The following is an 18,502-nucleotide window of genomic DNA, read 5'->3' as shown; positions in this document are numbered from 1 at the left end:
CCATTGTAAATGCTTACAAAAAAATGTTATCTTTCCGATAAAACAATTTGATGTGCCCCCAAAGACTACTTTTGTTCACAACTCCGTCAAAATAAAGTATGATGATATAAGGTTCTTGGAAGGTTAATGGCAGATGTTCGTATCTTTTGTCGGCCATGTGACCCAGTATCCCTGCATCTCGATATTTTCATATTTTTTACATTTTTTAAAATGTAAATGTTTTCATTTACTAGAGTGAACAAAAAAACTTCAAGAATCGTTCTGCAAAGGAGAGAGTAATATGACAGCTACCAAAGGTTTGGAAGGCGTTGTAGCAGCAAGTTCATCGATCAGCTCGATCGTTGATGGTGTTTTAACTTATCGCGGTTATAACATTGATGATCTGGCCGTTAACGCCAGCTTTGAGGAAGTCGCCTATTTGCTCTGGTTTGGTAAGCTGCCAAATCAGAACGAGCTTGACCAGTTACAAAAGGATCTGGATAAATATGCAGTGTTGCCGGATGCCTTGATTGAGCAAATGAAACTTTATCCTAAAGATATGAATCGCATGGCTGCTCTACGCAGCGCGATATCTGCTCTGGCTTTGTATGATGAGCAGGCCGATGATATGAGCCGAGAGGCCAATGAACTGAAAGTGACCAAATTGCAGGCACAGCTGCCGGCAATTGTAGCCGCGCTCGGCCGTATTGCCGAAGGCCAGGAGCCTGTTGCTCCGCTGCAGGGTGTATCGATTGCACATAACTTCCTGTATATGCTGAAAGGCGAACAGCCGGAAGATACAGCAGTTAAAGCACTGGATCAGGCGCTGGTGCTGCATGCCGATCATGAATTGAATGCATCGACATTTGCTGCCCGTGTAACGGTAGCAACATTGTCCGATATGTATTCCGGTATCACTTCCGCTATTGGAGCGCTCAAAGGACCACTGCACGGTGGAGCCAATGAAGCGGTTATGAAAATGCTGGAAGAGATCGGTACGGAAGACCGTCTGGAGAGTTACATCCAGGAACAGCTGGACAACAAGGTGAAAATTATGGGCTTTGGTCACCGTGTATACAAAAATGGCGATCCACGTGCTAAGCACTTGCAGAAAATGTCCCGTGAACTCGGTGAAATGAACAATGATCTAAGTCTATACAATATGTGTGTCCGGATTGAGGAGATTGTTACCGGAAGCAAAGGGCTCAAGCCGAATGTGGATTTCTATTCCGCTTCCGTGTATACAATGCTGGGTATTCCACGCAATCTGTTCACGCCGATTTTTGCCATCAGCCGGGTATCCGGATGGGCTGCTCATATTCTGGAGCAGTATGAGAACAACCGTATTATCCGTCCGCGTGCCGAGTATGTAGGGCCGAACAATCAGGAATATCGTCCGGTCGGACAACGTTAATTTCGGATCATCTCAAACCCGGTCGAATTCTGTCTGTTGAAACCGGGTTTCCAAATTCTTGTGGCGTCTGCTAAAATAAAGACAGCCGTTAGTGCGTGTACGTCAAGGACAAGAATCACAGAGGCATGAGAAGGGACCCATACTATAACGCACAGGACGTCCGGACTAATAGGCGGCTGCTTATTGGCGGGTCTGCAGGTTGTTGAGCCATGTGCCGACAGCCCTGCCGGAATGCGCTGTGAATCATACAACGTGCACTACATAGACGGATGGCTGAATGGGGCTGGCGCCCCTGCACGACTTTGCAGTACCGATTTGAATCATAGGATCAACCACAATACTGAGGAGGAGCTTAATCATGCCGAACTTTGAAAAATACGAACTGCCGACTGCCGGTGAGCAGATCAAGATTGAAGATGGAAAACTGCAGGTACCGAACAATCCGATCATTCCGTTTATCGAGGGTGACGGTACAGGACGCGATATCTGGAAAGCTTCTGTACGCGTGCTGGATGCAGCCGTAGAAAAAGCATATGGCGGCTCCAAAAAAATCGCCTGGTACGAAGTATTCGCAGGTGAGAAAGCGTTTAATACATACGGAGAGTGGCTGCCGGCTGATACGCTGGAAGCGATCCGTGAATATATGGTAGCGATCAAGGGACCACTGACTACGCCAATCGGCGGCGGTATCCGTTCCCTGAACGTTGCCCTGCGTCAGGAACTGGATCTGTACGTATGTCTGCGTCCTGTGCGTTACTTTGACGGTGTACCTTCTCCGGTAAAACGTCCTGAGCTGGTAAACATGGTTATTTTCCGTGAGAACACCGAGGATATCTATGCAGGTATCGAGTATCAGGAAGGTACTGAAGAAGTGAAGAAAGTACTGGAATTCCTGAAAAATGAAATGGGTGTTAACAAAATCCGCTTCCCGGAAACTTCCGGTATCGGTATCAAACCGGTATCCGAAGAAGGCTCCAAGCGTCTCGTTCGCGCTGCTGTACAATATGCAGTCGATCACGGACGCAAGAGCGTAACGCTCGTACACAAAGGCAACATCATGAAGTTCACGGAAGGTGCCTTCAAAAACTGGGGTTACGAAGTGGCTGAAGCTGAATTCGGCGACAAAGTATTCACATGGGCACAATACGATAAAATCAAAGACGAGCAGGGTGCAGATGCTGCCAATGCTGCACAAAAAGAAGCTGAAGACGCTGGCAAAATCATCGTAAAAGATGCTATCGCCGATATCGCGCTGCAGCAGGTACTGACTCGTCCGGCCGAGTTCGACGTAATCGCTACGCTGAACCTGAACGGTGACTATCTGTCCGATGCTCTGGCTGCACAGGTAGGCGGTATCGGTATCGCTCCAGGCGCCAACATCAACTATGTAACAGGTCATGCGATCTTCGAAGCTACGCACGGTACAGCTCCGAAATATGCGGACAAAGACGTAGTTAACCCGGGTTCCGTTATTCTGTCCGGCGTTATGATGCTGGAGCATCTGGGCTGGAACGAAGCGGCTGACCTGATCTACAAAGGTCTGGAAACATCGATCAACAACAAAACTGTAACTTACGATTTCGCGCGTCTGATGGATCAAGCGACAGAAGTAAAATGCTCCGAGTTTGCCGATAAAGTTATCGAAAACATGTAAGGAGATGAACCGATGACAGCGATTAAGCGCAGAAAAATCACCGTCGTGGGCGCCGGATTTACCGGTGCCACAACGGCCCTGATGCTCGCCCAAAAAGAACTCGGGGACGTCGTACTGGTAGATATTCCACAGCTGGAGAATCCGACTAAGGGAAAAGCGCTTGACATGATGGAAGCAGGTCCTGTTCAGGGATTTGACAGCCATATCAAAGGGACTTCTGATTACAACGATATCAAAGACTCCAATGTCGTAATCATCACGGCAGGAGTGGCACGCAAGCCCGGCATGAGCCGCGACGATCTGGTCAATACCAATGCGGGTATTGTCCGGTCGGTCTGCGAACAGGTCAAGCAGCATGCGCCTGAATCGATCGTGATTATTCTGAGTAATCCGGTTGATGCGATGACGCATGTCGCGTATCAGACACTCGGGTTCCCGAAAAATCGTGTCATCGGACAATCCGGTGTACTCGATACGGCCCGATACTGCACCTTTATTGCAGAGGAATTGAATGTATCGGTCGAAGATGTACGCGGCTTTGTGCTCGGTGGTCACGGGGATGATATGGTACCGCTCGTACGCTATTCCAGCGTAGGCGGGATTCCGATCGATACCCTCATTTCCAGCGAGCGGATCGAAGCGATTGTACAGCGTACCCGTGTAGGCGGCGGAGAGATCGTCAACCTGCTCGGTAACGGCAGCGCATACTATGCGCCTGCAGCTTCGCTCGTACAGATGACTGAAGCGATCCTGAAGGACAAGAAGCGTATTCTGCCGGTGATCGCGTATCTGGAAGGCGAGTACGGCTATGATAATCTGTTCATGGGTATACCGGCGATTCTGGGCGGCGACGGCATCGAGAAGATCTTCGAGCTGGAACTGACCTCCGAGGAGAAGGCAGCCCTAGACAAGTCGGCAGAATCCGTACGCAGCGTGATCCAGATCATCGCAGGCTGATTGATGGAAATTGCTGCGGTCTGCTGCTTGATTCCAACTGGCATAAGCGGCAATTAATAATCATCAGCATTATGATGCAGCGGCATCGGGTAACTGCTGATCACTGCATCATTCTTATAGTGGCACGATACAAAGGGCTGTTTCTTCGTCAATATGACGGGGAAGCAGTCCTTTTGCATAAGGGAAGGTACAGGAAAATTACAGACTTGTTCATCCCTGGTCATTGTCTTGTTCATCGTTTGGACACAACCTGAGTGCAAAACAGTATATTTTTCACAGATCATTCGGTAAAATAATAATGCAGCAACAAGGAAATGAATGACTATTCAGTACAGATGGGGAGGATATGCAGTGATTCAAGTACTCGTATTTTTACACATTCTCGGAGCGCTCTCGACCGGATTCTATCTGGTACTGCCGTTTGTGGCAGGTAAACTGGGCAGCTGGGATGCTTCGTCACAGTCCGGAGCGCTCTCGATCGTGCGTACGCTGAACCGTGTAGCGCAGTTTGGTCTGATCGTGCAGCTGCTGACCGGTGGTTACCTGATGACCCAGGGTACATACAGTATTGCCTGGATGATCGTCGTGGTCGTACTGCTGCTGGCGATTGCAGCCTTTGGCGGCATTATGGGCAAGCCGCTGCGGCTCGCTCTGGCCGATATCCAGCAGAAAAAGGATATCTCCGCACACGCTGCCAAAATCCGTTCACTCAGTATCGGACTGGCTGTCTGTGTAGCCGTAATCAGCTTCTTTATGGTATACCGCGATATTATCTGATTTATTGAAATACAGGGCACTTTCTTGGCAAAGAAAATGTCTCTGTAAAAGCAAAAAAAACAACCCTCGCAGATCGGTCTGCGGGGGTTGTTTTGCTGGGTGAAAAGGCAAAAAATGCAAAACGATTGTTTAGACATTTACAGCATGTGGTAATAATGCAGCGTAGCAGAATGGAGAGCATAAGTGGTTGAACAATAGGAACGTCAATGACACATAAGCGTTGTTTTTGCCCATTCTTCATCTGGCACAACCGATTCATAGAGAACAACCTAGATTACTCAAATGATGAGAGGAGAATGAATAATGTCCAACAGACCGGAAAGTTTACCTCCACAACATCAGGAGAAACAACCTGGTATTGAATCCGAAATGACCCCACGTCCACAGTTTGAGGCGCCGGAATACAAGGCTGCCGGCAAACTCGAAGGAAAAGCAGCCATCATTACAGGTGGTGATAGCGGGATTGGTCGCGCTGTCGCTATCTATTTTGCCAAGGAAGGTGCCGATGTAGCGATCCTGTACAAGGATGAGCACAACGACGCCGAAGAAACCAAGGCTCTAGTAGAAAAAGAAGGACGCAAATGCGTAACAATCGCCGGTGATATCGGAGACGAGTCCTTTGCGAAAAGTGCTGTCGAAAAAGCCGTCGCAGAACTGGGCAAACTCGATATTCTGGTGAACAATGCCGCAGAACAGCATGTCCAGAAGAGTATCGAAGATATCTCTGCGGAGCAGCTGGAACGCACATTCCGCACCAATATCTTCGGAATGTTCTTTATCACCAAGGCAGCGATGCCACACCTGCATTCAGGCGCATCCATTATCAATACAACATCGATCACTGCCTACCGCGGCGAACCGGTACTGCTCGATTATTCATCCACCAAAGGAGCAATCCTGTCCTTTACCCGTGCCCTGTCCATGAATCTGGCAGAGAAAGGCATCCGCGTCAATGGTGTAGCTCCAGGCCCAATCTGGACCCCACTGATCCCGGCTTCCTTTGATGAAGAAAAAGTCGAAGCATTCGGTCAATCCCAACCGATGAAGCGCCCGGGCCAACCGGAAGAACTCGCTCCAGCCTATGTATATCTGGCAAGCAGCGATTCCTCCTATGTCAGCGGCCAGGTCATCCACGTCAACGGCGGCGAAATCATCAACGGATGATTGGCTGAACAGTTGGCAGAGTGAATCACAGTTACTTTTACAAAAGACCGTGGCGGTTCCTGCAGCGTGCAGGCTGTCATGGTCTTTTTTTACTGAACTTATTGTGGCAGCTGCCTATTAGAGCATGGACTATATCGGAGCTACAACCATGGTTGTAGCATTAGCTATGATCAGGGCATCAATGACAGTTGCAGTGTTAACTACGATTGGAGCATCAACCACGGTTGGGACGTTAACTACGATTAGACCATCAACGACAGTAGCAGCTTTTATCTTATGCACGCATCACTCTGGATAGATCATTAATAGCATAGACATAGAGCTGAAAAAGCTTTAAATAGTTAATGAAGGTCGTCCATACTGCAAGCAAACATTAACAAATAAAGGCCTAAATATACTCCTAGGGTTTTTATAAAAACCTGCCAATGCCTCTCTATTCACGCAGCGGAAGAAAGGAAATAAGAGCAACGGACGACCTTTAAGCCTGGAGATCTTCATTTCCTACACCCATTCAAAGATCTCCAGACTTAATCGGAGGACGTGCTCTTATTCCTGTCTGGAGTGCATGAACTATATATCTGCATCCCAAATCCCAAATCCATAATTAATATGATAAATCGCACCAGCATATCCACCATACCCGCCAACACTGCTATCCCAATGCCCACAAGCTCCGAGCTCAATCGCTTTGTAAAAAAAGTAACTCCATTCCATAAAATGCACACGTTAAACTTTTTTTGCTGTCAGTTACCATTTTCACCCATACACCCATGATCCATGTGTTATTATGATACATACAACAAAGTGAAAAGGCTGGAGATGAAAGAAATGAGACAATGGTCGGCAGCATTTACCCGCAACTTTGAAAAGTATATGTTCGCGATTATTCCCTGCACGCTGCTGCTCGGATTTGTGTTATCCGATGAGTTGATCGCCTTTACGAGCTGGATCCCTTATCTGTTTGCCTATGTTACCTTTGTCATGGGGATTGGTTGCGGACGCAAGCATTTGCAGGGCGTATTGCAAAGGCCAGCGCCTGTGTTTGTTACGCTGCTGTTCGCCCATGTGGCTGCACCATTGCTCGCTTATGGGCTGGGAGAGCTGATGTTTGGCCATGGTTCGCCGTATACGATTGGTCTGGTGTTGTTCACCGCTATTCCGCTGGGCGTATCGTCGGTACTGTGGGTCAGCATGTCGATGGGCAATGTGGCGCTCGCGCTGGCAATGGTCATCGTGGATTCGGCGATTAGCCCGTTTGTCGTGCCGGGATTGATCCAGTGGTTTTTTGGAGCCAATATCCAGTTTGATACACTGGGTATGATTCAAGATCTGATGCTGATTATTGTACTGCCGACCCTGCTCGGCATGATTGTCTATGAACTATCCAAAGGACGGTTCAAGGAATGGTCCGCTCCGGTCACCCTGCCGATCTCCAAAATCTGTTTTGCCGGTGTAGTGCTGCTGAATGCGGCTGCCATTGCCCCGCAGCTCAGTGCACTGCGCAGCGATCTGGTGCTGGTTATTCCGGCAGTGTTCTTCATTGTGGCACTCTGCTATGGACTCGGTTACGTATGTTCTGGTATACTTCGCGCAAAAGGCAGAGAGCTGCCGGTGACGCTGGCCTATACGTCGGGGATGCGCAATATATCGGTCGGCATGGTTATCGCCATGTCCTACTTTAGCCCGCAAACAGCGGTGCCGGTCGTGCTCGGCATTATGCTTCAGCAGCCGATGGCGACGCTCCAATATTCCATATTTGTACGTATCGCGAGTTACCGGAGCAAGCAGAAGCTTCAAGAAAGCAAAACATCATAAAAGGAGAGAAGCATGAAACCGTTCCGCGTCCGTCTGACCTTGATTATTATGTTGCTGCTGGGAGTACTCGGTCTGGCAGCAGCCTTTACCATGGGCAAAATCTACAAGGATTCCCATGTGCAGACTCTGGAAGATAATATGCTGCGGGAGATCCGCCTGCTGGAGTCCACCTTTGCCTTTCAAAATGAAGGGGTGGAAGGCTCACCCACCAAGGAGATACTCGATTATTACACAAGTCAGTCGGTAGCGATGAGCAAGCTTACCGACTCAAGAGTGACCTTTATCGAACGGGATGGAACCGTGATCGGGGATTCGCAGAGCGATCCGCGCAGCATGAATAACCATGGGGACCGTGAAGAGATTAGGGCGGCCCAGAGCAATGGACTTGGCAGTGCGATCCGGTATAGTAATACCGTGCAGGAGAATATGCTGTACGTCGCTGCTCCTGTACATAAGGAAGGACAATTTGATGGGTATATCCGTCTATCCATGAGTCTCCAGGCCGTTGAAAATGGCGTCCGCAGCGCCTGGACAGTGATGGGGATCAGTCTGGCAGTACTCTTCCTTGTCACGGCATTGGTCAGCTACCGGGTTGCTTCCAGTCTGACCCGTCCGCTGGAGCATATCACCAGGGTGGCCAACCGGATCTCCCGGCTGGATTACGGCGCACGGGTGAGGCTGGACCGGCAAGACGAGATCGGTGATCTGGGCAAAGCGATCGACAATATGGCAGACAGTCTGGAGATGCAGCTCAAGGTCATACGTGACAATGAAGATCTGCTGCAAAGTGTACTGGCCAATATGACCGGGGGGATGGTCATGGTCGAGTTTAATGGCAATGTCGCACTGGTGAACCGGTTTGCCGAGGAGATGCTGGGGATTAGCTCCAAGCGCATTATCGGCAAGCCGTATCAGGAACTCAAACAGCATTATGAGCTGAGCAAGCTGCTCGGAGAAGGACTGCGCCGCAAGGAGCGTATTCATGATGAGCAGACCCTGTACAATCCGGAGCCAAGGCTGATCGAGATCGACGGCGTACCGATGTTCGAAGACGATGATACGTACCGGGGGATGCTGTTTCTGATCCAGGACGTCTCCAATATCCGCCGTCTGGAACGGATGCGCAGCGAATTTGTCGCCAATGTGTCCCATGAACTGAAGACGCCGATCGCTGCGGTCAAAGGATTTGCCGAGACCCTGTTGAGCGGCGGTGTACAGGATGAGCAGACATCACGCTCTTTCCTGCAAATTATCTATGATGAGAGTGAGCGGCTGAACCGGCTGATCGGGGATATTCTGGAATTGTCCAAAATTGAATCCAAGCGCTCGCCGCTTAACTTTTCACCGATTCATCTGCAGCCGTTCTTCGATACAATCCGGGAGATGCTCAATTCGTCTGCAGCCAAAAAAAATATTACAATGATCATGAACGTGCCGGAAGAGTTGTTCATGGAAGCGGATGAGGATCGGCTGCGGCAGATTTTCGTGAATCTGATCTCCAATGCGATCAACTACACGCAGGATGGCGGCAAGGTCACACTGGACGTGGGAGAGTTCATGTCTCCGGAAGGCGAAGAGCGTATCCGGTTTGATGTGAGCGATACGGGCATGGGCATTCCGCGCAAGGATCTGCCGCGGATCTTCGAACGGTTCTACCGGGTGGACAAGGCACGTTCGCGCAGTTCAGGTGGAACCGGACTGGGTTTGTCGATTGTCAAGCATCTGGTCGAACTGCATCATGGTATGGTCACGGTAGAGAGTGAAGTAAATATCGGTACCACCTTTACGGTAAATCTACCTCTGCTGCAGGAAGATGAAGGCGACTTTTAACTGCCGGCTAATCAAATTCAATATTTTTACACTGTGTTAACAAAATCGTGATATGCTGGTCAAGGTGGATGAAATGTGAACCCATATGGAGGTTATCATGACTAAACGATTGCTGGTCATTGAAGATGAATCAACGTTGTCCCGACTGTTGTCCTACAACCTGACACAGGAAGGGTATGAAGTTACGGTAGAAGACCATGGCAGTGCCGGTCTGGAGCGGGCTCAGAGTGAATCTTTTGAGCTGATCCTGCTGGATCTGATGTTACCGGGAATGTCGGGATTAGATATTTTACGCAAGCTGCGCAGCTCCGGTATACGCACACCTGTCGTTATTTTGACAGCCAAAAATGCGGAGGAAGAAGTCGTCGAAGGGCTCAAAGCCGGCGCCGATGATTATATCACCAAGCCATTCGGCGTATCCGAACTGCTGGCACGTGTGGCGGCGGTACTGCGCCGGGCAACCGGACGTGAAGATCAGCCGGTGGAAGAGAATTCCCAGGAGAGCCGCATTGAACTGGGCGATCTGATGATCTATCCGGACAAGTATGAAGTCGCGCTGGGCATGCAGCAGATTACGCTGCGTCCCAAAGAGTTTGAAGTGCTGCTGTATCTGGCACGTAAACCGGGCGTCGTGATGACACGGGATGATCTGATGAATGCCGTATGGGGATTTGATTATATCGGCGGTCAGCGTACAGTCGATGTACACGTCAGTTCGCTGCGCAAAAAGCTGGAACTTGACCCGGAATCGGTACATATCGATTCGATTCGCGGAGTGGGCTACAAACTCGTCGTGCGCAAGAAAACAAGTGCTCCTCATTCCGGTTAAACGGAATGAAGGGCATTTTTTTACATACACCGGAATATCGGATGGAAGACAGGAAGTTTTATACGCGTCATTACATAATCATTCATCAATCCGCAAATTAAATTTACAATCATAGATTAGTCTGAAGAGGAGAAGTGATACCAGAGAACTAAGGGAGACGATACGGTTTGTCTAATTTATTGCTGGAAAAGCCGGGAAGCCAGGTAAAGTCTGAAAGCGAGCATATAATGGTAAAACAGGGTGTGGCGGATCAACATACAGAGCAGCCGATGCTGCTTCAGCACAGTACAAATACAGATGCACAGAAACCGGATACGATCGAGTCAAAGATGCCTGACAGGGACCAAAGACCTGTCAGAGATAAAATGATGAATACAGGAAGCGACCGTCCCGAATTGACATTGCAGCATTACCGGATGACCATTCCCGGCATTACAGTGGACGAGACATGCGGTGTCACCCTACAGCGCTTCCGCAAGGAGGAACAGCTGCCCTGTATCGCCGTATGCAATGAAGCTGGCGAGCCGACAGGGCTGATTATGCGCGAGCAGTTCTACCGGCGCATGGCCAGCCGCTTCGCTACCGAGCTGTATGAAGGGCGTCCGACGAGCCGGTTTACCCGTCCGGATGTACTGAGTATGGATATCCATACCGATGCGGCGACTGCAGTGGATGCGGCTCTGGTACGTGAAGGCGAAGCCTTTTATGAATGTGTACTGCTGACGGAGAACGGACAGCTGGCAGGGGCGATTACGATTCGCGACATGATGGAGTTATCCCGTCATCTGCAGGCACTTGCCGAGCAGCAGCGGCTGCAGTCGCTGCTGGAGACCCGTTCCTTTGTTGGACAGATTGAAGAGGCGGTACAGACCGTTACCGGTGCAGCCGGACATACGTCCAGTCAGCTGGAAGCGATCAAGGTCCGTACGGTATCCGGTCACAGCGAGCTGGGTGAGGCGGGAGAGAGTTTCCGGCAGGCCCGGCAGCTGGTGAGCCGTCAGCGTCTTCAGACCGAGGAGATGCTGCAGCATACTGTCCAGGCACGCAAAGTGTTGGATGATGTATCCCAGCTGGCCGGTCAGAGTACTATGCTGGCTCTCAATGCTTCGATTGAAGCGGCGCGTGCTGCCCAGGCAGGCAGCGGCTTTGCGGTTGTTGCCGGAGAGATGCGCCATCTGTCCAGCCGGATCACTACCCTGTCTGCGGACGTCACTCGTCTGCTGAATGGACTGAATGAGATGATCGCACAATCGGCACAGTACAGCCAGACGACCGAGCAGACGATGGAGCGGAGCCTGACATCCATCGCCAAGGCAGACCGGCTGTTTGCAGAGATGGCTGCCGGAGCGGATGAGGCTTCCGCCCATGCGGATCAACTGCTGGACAAGGCGGCCGAAGCAGCACGTCTAACCGCTCTCGTCACTGCCGGATTGCAGGATTAACTGGCTGTCGGAAGTTTTACATTCCCTTTACAATACGAAAGGTCTTGGTTTACAAATATGACGTATGATGTATAGATGCCAGTCGGAATCATGACCCGGTCATGATTGCCAGGACAAGAGAATCAAGGGAGTGTGACCCTGTGTCAGACATTATTCGCATTGAACAGCTAAATTTATACTATGAGAAGCATCATGCTCTTAAAAATATCGGACTTACTATTCAGGAAAAGGCAGTTACCGCTTTTATCGGGCCGTCCGGCTGCGGTAAATCGACACTGCTGCGTACATTGAACCGGATGAACGACATGATCCCCGGTACACGTATCGAAGGCAAGGTGGAGATCGCCGGTTCCGACATTTACGGAGATGACGTAGAAGTGGAGGATCTGCGCCAGCAGGTAGGTATGGTATTCCAACAGCCCAATCCTTTCCCAAAATCCATTTATGAAAATGTCGCTTACGGTCCCCGCCTGCAGGGCATTACATCCAAAACAGAGTTGAACGAAATCGTGGAACGCAGTCTGCGGCAGTCTGCCCTGTGGGAAGAAGTCAAGGATTACCTCAAAAAGTCGGCACTGAGTTTGTCCGGCGGTCAACAGCAGCGCCTGTGCATTGCACGTGCGATTGCGAGCCAGCCGGATATTCTGCTGATGGATGAGGCAACTTCCGCCCTTGATCCCATTTCCACTCTCAAAATTGAAGAGTTGACGCAGGATCTCAAAAAGGATTACACCATCGTTATGGTTACCCATAACATGCATCAGGCAGCACGGATCTCCGACCAGACGGCCTTTTTCCTGAATGGGGAAGTGATAGAGTCTACGGATACGACAGAAATGTTCTCGAATCCGACCGATTCCCGTACGGAAGATTACATCTCCGGCCGGTTCGGCTGAGGGCAGCACGCCTTTGCTTGTTGAATAGTTGACCGCTTCAAGCCGGTACCGGAAAGTATCCGTCGGCCGTCTGGGAGCAGGGATCGACCGAACTGTCATAAGCGGTGTAATCTGCATTATTCAACCAGCCTAGAGGAGGATTATGAATGCCTAACCGCAAAGGATTTGATGAAAGTCTCAGTGAACTCCGGCATCTGCTCACCGCCATGGGAGATCACGTAATCGAAGCATTAGAAGATGCGGTAATGTCATTGCAGACGCTGGATACGGCCAAAGCCAAAAACGTTGTCGAAAATGATTACCGTCTAAATGAAATGGAAGAGAAGATTATGGATATCGGCTCCCGTCTGATTGTGACGCAGCAGCCGGTCGCCAAGGACCTGCGCCGGATTATCGTCGCATTCAAAATCTCCAGTGATCTGGAGCGTATGGGTGATCTGGCGCGCGACGTAGCCAAAGTTACTTTGCGCATGCAGGGCTCCAACTTGATCAAGCCCTTGGTAGATATCCCTCGCATGTCGGATATCGTGATTCAGATGACCCGGGATTCTATTCAGTCCTATCTGGACGAAAATACGGATTTGGCTCACAAAGTAGGGAATGATGATGATCAGGTGGATCATATGTACAGCGGCATGATTCGTGAATTGCACCAGCATATGTTGGAAAATGCAGCAGATGGCCCGCAGGTTATGCTACTGAACCTGACCGGACGTTATATCGAGCGGATCGCCGATCATGCGACCAATATCGGCGAGAGCGTCGTCTATCTGGTTACCGGCAGACGTCCGGATCTGAACAATTGACAATTTCATTTTCACACTGCAAAGCACCGGAACTTATCCGGTGCTTTTGTTTTGGAACGGAGAGCCTTGTGGTATCATAGAATAAGCGATAACATAACCTATTTAACAGAGAAACACCTACTATACATGCATGTTCTGACCACAGGAGGATCTATGGAAAAATTTATGTTAATAGATGGAAATAGTATCATTTACCGCGCCTTTTTTGCGATGCAGCAGCCGATGACCACATCGAGCGGAATGCATACCAATGCGGTATACGGATTTACCAATATGCTGCTGCGGCTGCTGGAAGAGGAGAAGCCGACCCATATCATGGTCGCTTTTGATGCGGGTAAAATCACGTTCCGCCACAGCAACTATCAGGATTACAAGGGAGGTCGTCAGAAGACACCACCCGAGCTATCCGAACAGTTCCCGCTGCTCAAGGATCTGTTGACTGCCTTTGGCATCACCCATTACCAGCTGGAAGGTTATGAAGCGGATGATATTATCGGCACACTGTCCCTGCAGGCGGAGAAAAAAGGCTGCGAAGTGATCGTTATCAGCGGAGACAAGGATATGCTCCAGCTGGCCTCCGATCATGTCAAAGTCGGTCTGACCCGCAAAGGTGTAAGCGATATTGAAGCCTATGGACCTGCCGAAGTACAGGAGCGCTACGGCCTGACTCCATCTCAGATTATCGATCTCAAAGGGTTGATGGGCGACGCTTCCGATAATATTCCCGGCATTCCGGGAGTAGGCGAGAAGACGGCACTAAAACTGCTGCACCAGTATGGATCGGTAGAGGAAGTGCTGAACAATACCGACCAGCTCAAAGGCAAGATGAAGGAAAAGATCGAGACGCATGCCGATGACGCCCGCATGAGCAAAGAGCTGGCAACCATTTATCGCGAGGTTCCGTTCGATGCGACATGGGACAGTCTCAAATATGAAGGCATCCAGGCAGCAACAGCGGTATCGGCACTGCAAAAGCTCGAATTCAAATCCATTTTGCAGCGTCTCAATTTGTCGAATGCAGCACCGGATGGCGTGATCGATCATCTGGATCTGGATGAGTCTGCCGGACAGCAGGCTGAAGAGCTGGCGGTTACCGTCATCGGTGAGGGAGAGATCGCCCAGCTGGAAGCAGCGCTGGGTCAGATTGATGTCGTGCATATCGAGAGCCGCGGGGAGAATCCCCATCATGCCAGTCTGGTCGGCATCGTACTCTCTGCACCGGACCAGTATTTCTTCCTGACACCGGAGACGCTCAAAAGCGAAGCGGCTGCTCCTATTCGCAGCTGGCTCGCCGACGAGTCGATTCCGAAGGACGGACATGATCTGCACCGCGCCGATCTGGTGCTGTACTGGGACGATATTCCTTTTGCCGGAGCACGATTCGATATTCAGATTGCCGCGTATCTGCTCGACCCAACCGATTCCGGTCAGAGCCTGAGTGTACTGGCTGGCCGGAATGGTCTGCCCCAGCTGCCGGAAGATGATGCCATCTTCGGCAAGGGAGCCCGCTATAAAGTGCCGGAAGCTGACATATTGAGCCTGCATCTGGCCCGGAAAACAGCGACGATCCGTCAGCTGGTACCGCTGCAGCGTGAACAGCTGGAGCAAAATGAGATGACCAGCCTGTTCAAGGATCTGGAAATGCCGCTGTCACGCATTCTGGCCGATATGGAAAAGCAGGGTATCGCCGTCAATACAGACGAACTGCGCGCACTGGGCAAGGAATTTGAGAGCCAGTTGGAGACGCTGGTGAAGCAGATCTATGAGCAGGCAGGTACAGAGTTCAATCTGAATTCACCGAAGCAACTGGGCGAGATTCTGTTCGACCGTCTGCAGCTGCCAGTGATCAAGAAGACCAAGACCGGCTATTCCACCGATGCCGAGGTGCTGGAGAAACTGGCTCCTTATCATGATGTAGTGCAGCATATTCTGATTTACCGCCAGCTGTCGAAGCTGCAATCGACTTATGTGGAAGGTCTGCTCAAGGAGATTCATCCTAAATCGGGCAAGGTGCATACGTACTTCCGCCAGACGATTACAGCGACCGGACGGCTGTCCAGCCAGTTCCCGAACCTGCAAAATATCCCGATCCGTCTGGAAGAAGGGCGCAAGCTGCGCAAAGTATTCGTTCCTTCCGTACAGGGCTGGTCGATGCTGGCAGCGGATTATTCGCAGATCGAACTGCGTGTACTCGCTCATATCTCCGATGATCCGGGATTGAAGGATGCTTTCCTGCATGATATGGATATTCATACCAAGACAGCGATGGATGTATTCGGCGTGAGCCATGAAGAGGTGGACAGCAATATGCGCCGCTCGGCCAAAGCGGTTAACTTTGGTATCGTCTACGGGATCAGTGATTACGGACTGTCCCAGAACCTGGGCATTACCCGGAAGGAAGCGTCGGAATTTATCGCCCAGTACTTTGACGTATTCCAGGGCGTACGCCGCTACATGGATGATATCGTCGACGAAGCCAAGAAGAACGGCTATGTGAAGACGATGTTGGAACGCCGCCGATATTTGCCGGAGATTCGCTCCTCCAATTTCAATCTGCGTTCCTTTGCCGAGCGCACAGCGATGAATACGCCGATCCAGGGAACCGCCGCAGATATTATCAAGCTGGCAATGGTTCATATGGACAAAGCGCTCAAGGACCGCAAGCTCAAGAGCCGTATGCTGCTTCAGGTACATGATGAACTGGTATTTGAAGTGCCGGCGGATGAAATGGAAGAAATGAAGACACTCGTACCGCAGATCATGAAGGATGCTCTGCAGCTGTCTGTGCCGCTCAAGGCGGATGTCAGCTACGGCTCCAACTGGTACGAAGCCAAGTAAATCATATATCGATTATCAACTAAGGATAGGTGAACCATATGCCGGAATTGCCGGAAGTAGAAACAGTCAGACGCACTCTTAACACCCTGGTCACCGGCAAGCAAATTGAACGGGTTACCGTGTCGCTGCCGCGTATTATCCAGCGGCCTGATGACCCTCAGCAGTTTGCGATGGAGCTGCAGGGACACACCATACAGACCGTTGAACGGCGCGGCAAATTTTTGCGGATTGTGATGGATGGACTGGTCATGGTCTCCCATCTGCGGATGGAAGGACGCTATGGAGTATATGAACAGAATGAACCGGTGGAAAAGCATACTCATGTCATTTTTCACTTTACGGATGGTACGGAATTGAGATATAAGGATGTACGTCAGTTCGGTACGATGCATCTGTTCAAAACCGGTGAAGATCTGGAATCCAAGCCACTGATGCAGCTCGGCCAGGAACCGCTGGACCCGACATTTACAACCGAGCAGTTTATCCGGGTGATCGGCAAGCGCAAGACGATGATCAAGCCGGTACTGCTGAATCAGGCCTATGTCGTGGGCATCGGTAATATCTATGTGGATGAAGCGCTGTTCCGTGCGGGTATTCATCCCGAGCGGATCGCCGGGGAATTGAGCGAAGAGCAGTTGATTCGTCTGCATGAAGCGATTGTATCGACATTAACGGATGCCGTTGCTGCTGGTGGATCATCGATCAAGTCCTATGTGAACGGACAGGGCGAGATGGGCATGTTCCAGCACAGCCTTCGTATCTATGGACGCAAGGCACAGCCATGCTATGAATGCGGGACGCTGATAGAGAAGACTGTAGTAGGCGGCAGGGGCACGCACTTTTGCCCGGTCTGCCAGCCTCTTCCGATACGAAAGAAACATTGAGGTGACAGCATGAATATTGGATTAACCGGAGGAATCGCCACGGGGAAAAGTTCAGTCTCCGCCTGGCTGGTGCAGCATGGGGCTGTACTGGTTGATGCGGATCTGATCGCACGGGAAGTCATGATGCCAGGTCATCCGGTACTGCAGCAGGTGAGAGAACGCTTTGGGGAAGAGATGCTGAACGAAGACGGTACGCTGAACCGCAAACGGCTGGGCGAGCATATTTTTACCCATCCGGAAGAAAGGGTCGCTCTGGAAGGCATTACGCATCCCGCGATTCGTTCGCTCATTCACAGCCGTGTTGCCGAGCTGGAAGCAGATGATCCACAGAGGCTTGTCGTTGCGGATATTCCGCTGCTGCTGGAAGCAAGAGACGCCTACCGGTTCGATGAGATTATGGTTGTGTATGTACCGCGTAATATTCAGCTGGAGCGGCTGATGGCGCGAGATGGCCTGACCGAAGAACAGGCGGCCCGGCGGCTGGCGGCCCAGATGGATATCGAGGATAAGAAACGGATCGCGGATATTGTGATCGATAACAGCGGCACGCCGGAAGAGACATGGCAGCAGCTGCAGCGATTTTGGCGGAGCAAGGGGTTATCATGAACCAGCTCGGACGGAAAATAGTACGCAAACGGATTCTGCTGCCGCTGTTTCTGATTGTGCTTGTACTGGTATTGTTCAATACCCGCTGGCTGGCCTGGATCTATCCGATCGAATTCAAGGAGGAGATCCGGGCGCATGCTTCGGCCTATCAGGTCGATCCTTTTCTAATTGCTTCGATTATTCGAGTGGAGACCAATTTTCAGCCCAGCATGGAGTCTAAGAAAGGTGCTCTTGGCGTCATGCAGTTGATGCCGGATACTGCAGAGTGGGCCATGGACAAAGCGCATCTGGCGAATGTGTCCATGGAGACGATCAAGCATGATGCCGACCCGAATATCGAGATCGGCACCTGGTATCTGGGGAACCTGATGCAGCAGTTTGACGGCAATGAAGTTGCGGTCATTGCAGCCTACAATGCGGGCCCCAGCAAGGTGAAAAGCTGGCTCAGCAGTGGTAAATGGGATGGTACGCTGGATCATGCCAAGGATATTCCCTACGGCGAGACAAGACATTATGTGCAGCGTGTATTATATTATTATAAGCAATATACCAAATTATATGACGCCTTCTAAAATAGATGGAATGAACGGCATAGAGGGAAAGGAAGGTGA

15 protein-coding genes are annotated in these 18,502 nt (G+C 50.7%); all 15 read left to right on the top strand.

Going from position 1 to position 18,502, the window contains the following annotated elements; translation table 11 throughout:
- Positions 1–280: 280 nt before the first annotated feature.
- On the top strand, positions 281–1,393 hold the full coding sequence (locus M1D61_RS15135) for a citrate/2-methylcitrate synthase (RefSeq protein WP_458119483.1): 1,113 nt from the start codon (positions 281–283) through the stop codon (positions 1,391–1,393).
- 358 nt (positions 1,394–1,751) lie between these two features.
- Complete coding sequence (gene icd, locus M1D61_RS15130) at positions 1,752–3,047, top strand: NADP-dependent isocitrate dehydrogenase (RefSeq protein ID WP_458119481.1); 1,296 nt, start codon at positions 1,752–1,754, stop codon at positions 3,045–3,047.
- A gap of 12 nt (positions 3,048–3,059) precedes the next feature.
- Entirely contained in the window at positions 3,060–4,004 is a 945-nt protein-coding gene (gene mdh, locus M1D61_RS15125; RefSeq protein ID WP_458119479.1) for a malate dehydrogenase, read from the top strand.
- 351 nt (positions 4,005–4,355) lie between these two features.
- A complete protein-coding gene (locus M1D61_RS15120; RefSeq protein WP_458119477.1) occupies positions 4,356–4,781 on the top strand; it encodes a hypothetical protein in 426 nt (141 codons plus the stop codon).
- A gap of 303 nt (positions 4,782–5,084) precedes the next feature.
- On the top strand, positions 5,085–5,945 hold the full coding sequence (locus M1D61_RS15115) for an SDR family oxidoreductase (RefSeq protein ID WP_046215576.1): 861 nt from the start codon (positions 5,085–5,087) through the stop codon (positions 5,943–5,945).
- A gap of 828 nt (positions 5,946–6,773) precedes the next feature.
- Positions 6,774–7,760 (top strand): bile acid:sodium symporter family protein, encoded by a 987-nt coding sequence (locus M1D61_RS15110; protein ID WP_458119475.1) that lies wholly within the window; start codon positions 6,774–6,776, stop codon positions 7,758–7,760.
- Positions 7,761–7,772: 12 nt separating this feature from the next.
- Positions 7,773–9,590, top strand: a complete 1,818-nt coding sequence (gene pnpS, locus M1D61_RS15105) for a two-component system histidine kinase PnpS (protein WP_458119474.1) — start codon at positions 7,773–7,775, stop codon at positions 9,588–9,590.
- A gap of 97 nt (positions 9,591–9,687) precedes the next feature.
- Positions 9,688–10,419 (top strand): response regulator transcription factor, encoded by a 732-nt coding sequence (locus tag M1D61_RS15100; protein ID WP_046215579.1) that lies wholly within the window; start codon positions 9,688–9,690, stop codon positions 10,417–10,419.
- Positions 10,420–10,586: 167 nt separating this feature from the next.
- Positions 10,587–11,861, top strand: coding sequence for a methyl-accepting chemotaxis protein (locus M1D61_RS15095; RefSeq protein WP_458119473.1), 1,275 nt, complete (start codon positions 10,587–10,589; stop codon positions 11,859–11,861).
- Between the two features lie 140 nt (positions 11,862–12,001).
- Positions 12,002–12,757, top strand: a complete 756-nt coding sequence (pstB, locus tag M1D61_RS15090) for a phosphate ABC transporter ATP-binding protein PstB (protein WP_458119472.1) — start codon at positions 12,002–12,004, stop codon at positions 12,755–12,757.
- 146 nt (positions 12,758–12,903) lie between these two features.
- On the top strand, positions 12,904–13,563 hold the full coding sequence (gene phoU / locus M1D61_RS15085) for a phosphate signaling complex protein PhoU (RefSeq protein WP_458119471.1): 660 nt from the start codon (positions 12,904–12,906) through the stop codon (positions 13,561–13,563).
- Between the two features lie 153 nt (positions 13,564–13,716).
- Entirely contained in the window at positions 13,717–16,401 is a 2,685-nt protein-coding gene (gene polA / locus M1D61_RS15080; protein WP_458119469.1) for a DNA polymerase I, read from the top strand.
- Positions 16,402–16,439: 38 nt separating this feature from the next.
- On the top strand, positions 16,440–17,285 hold the full coding sequence (mutM, locus tag M1D61_RS15075) for a DNA-formamidopyrimidine glycosylase (protein ID WP_458119468.1): 846 nt from the start codon (positions 16,440–16,442) through the stop codon (positions 17,283–17,285).
- A gap of 9 nt (positions 17,286–17,294) precedes the next feature.
- Positions 17,295–17,891 (top strand): dephospho-CoA kinase, encoded by a 597-nt coding sequence (gene coaE / locus M1D61_RS15070; protein WP_458119467.1) that lies wholly within the window; start codon positions 17,295–17,297, stop codon positions 17,889–17,891.
- Complete coding sequence (locus M1D61_RS15065; protein WP_458119466.1) at positions 17,888–18,463, top strand: lytic transglycosylase domain-containing protein; 576 nt, start codon at positions 17,888–17,890, stop codon at positions 18,461–18,463. Before coaE ends, M1D61_RS15065 begins: the two co-directional genes overlap by 4 nt.
- The last annotated feature ends 39 nt before the right edge of the window (positions 18,464–18,502 follow it).

This window comes from Paenibacillus sp. Z6-24 (genome assembly GCF_054161335.1).
Note: the sequence above shows the minus strand (reverse complement) of the source record. Positions and strands in the feature narration are given on the sequence as shown.

What these genes read in the sequence shown, in the direction of transcription:
- M1D61_RS15065 (WP_458119466.1), top strand. Translation starts at nt 17,888, where the DNA reads ATGAACCAGCTCGGACGGAAAATAGTACGCAAACGGATTCTGCTGCCG.
- M1D61_RS15100 (WP_046215579.1), top strand. Translation starts at nt 9,688, where the DNA reads ATGACTAAACGATTGCTGGTCATTGAAGATGAATCAACGTTGTCCCGA.
- M1D61_RS15110 (WP_458119475.1), top strand. Translation starts at nt 6,774, where the DNA reads ATGAGACAATGGTCGGCAGCATTTACCCGCAACTTTGAAAAGTATATG.
- M1D61_RS15135 (WP_458119483.1), top strand. Translation starts at nt 281, where the DNA reads ATGACAGCTACCAAAGGTTTGGAAGGCGTTGTAGCAGCAAGTTCATCG.
- pnpS (WP_458119474.1), top strand. Translation starts at nt 7,773, where the DNA reads ATGAAACCGTTCCGCGTCCGTCTGACCTTGATTATTATGTTGCTGCTG.
- polA (WP_458119469.1), top strand. Translation starts at nt 13,717, where the DNA reads ATGGAAAAATTTATGTTAATAGATGGAAATAGTATCATTTACCGCGCC.
- M1D61_RS15115 (WP_046215576.1), top strand. Translation starts at nt 5,085, where the DNA reads ATGTCCAACAGACCGGAAAGTTTACCTCCACAACATCAGGAGAAACAA.
- mdh (WP_458119479.1), top strand. Translation starts at nt 3,060, where the DNA reads ATGACAGCGATTAAGCGCAGAAAAATCACCGTCGTGGGCGCCGGATTT.
- icd (WP_458119481.1), top strand. Translation starts at nt 1,752, where the DNA reads ATGCCGAACTTTGAAAAATACGAACTGCCGACTGCCGGTGAGCAGATC.
- phoU (WP_458119471.1), top strand. Translation starts at nt 12,904, where the DNA reads ATGCCTAACCGCAAAGGATTTGATGAAAGTCTCAGTGAACTCCGGCAT.
- mutM (WP_458119468.1), top strand. Translation starts at nt 16,440, where the DNA reads ATGCCGGAATTGCCGGAAGTAGAAACAGTCAGACGCACTCTTAACACC.
- coaE (WP_458119467.1), top strand. Translation starts at nt 17,295, where the DNA reads ATGAATATTGGATTAACCGGAGGAATCGCCACGGGGAAAAGTTCAGTC.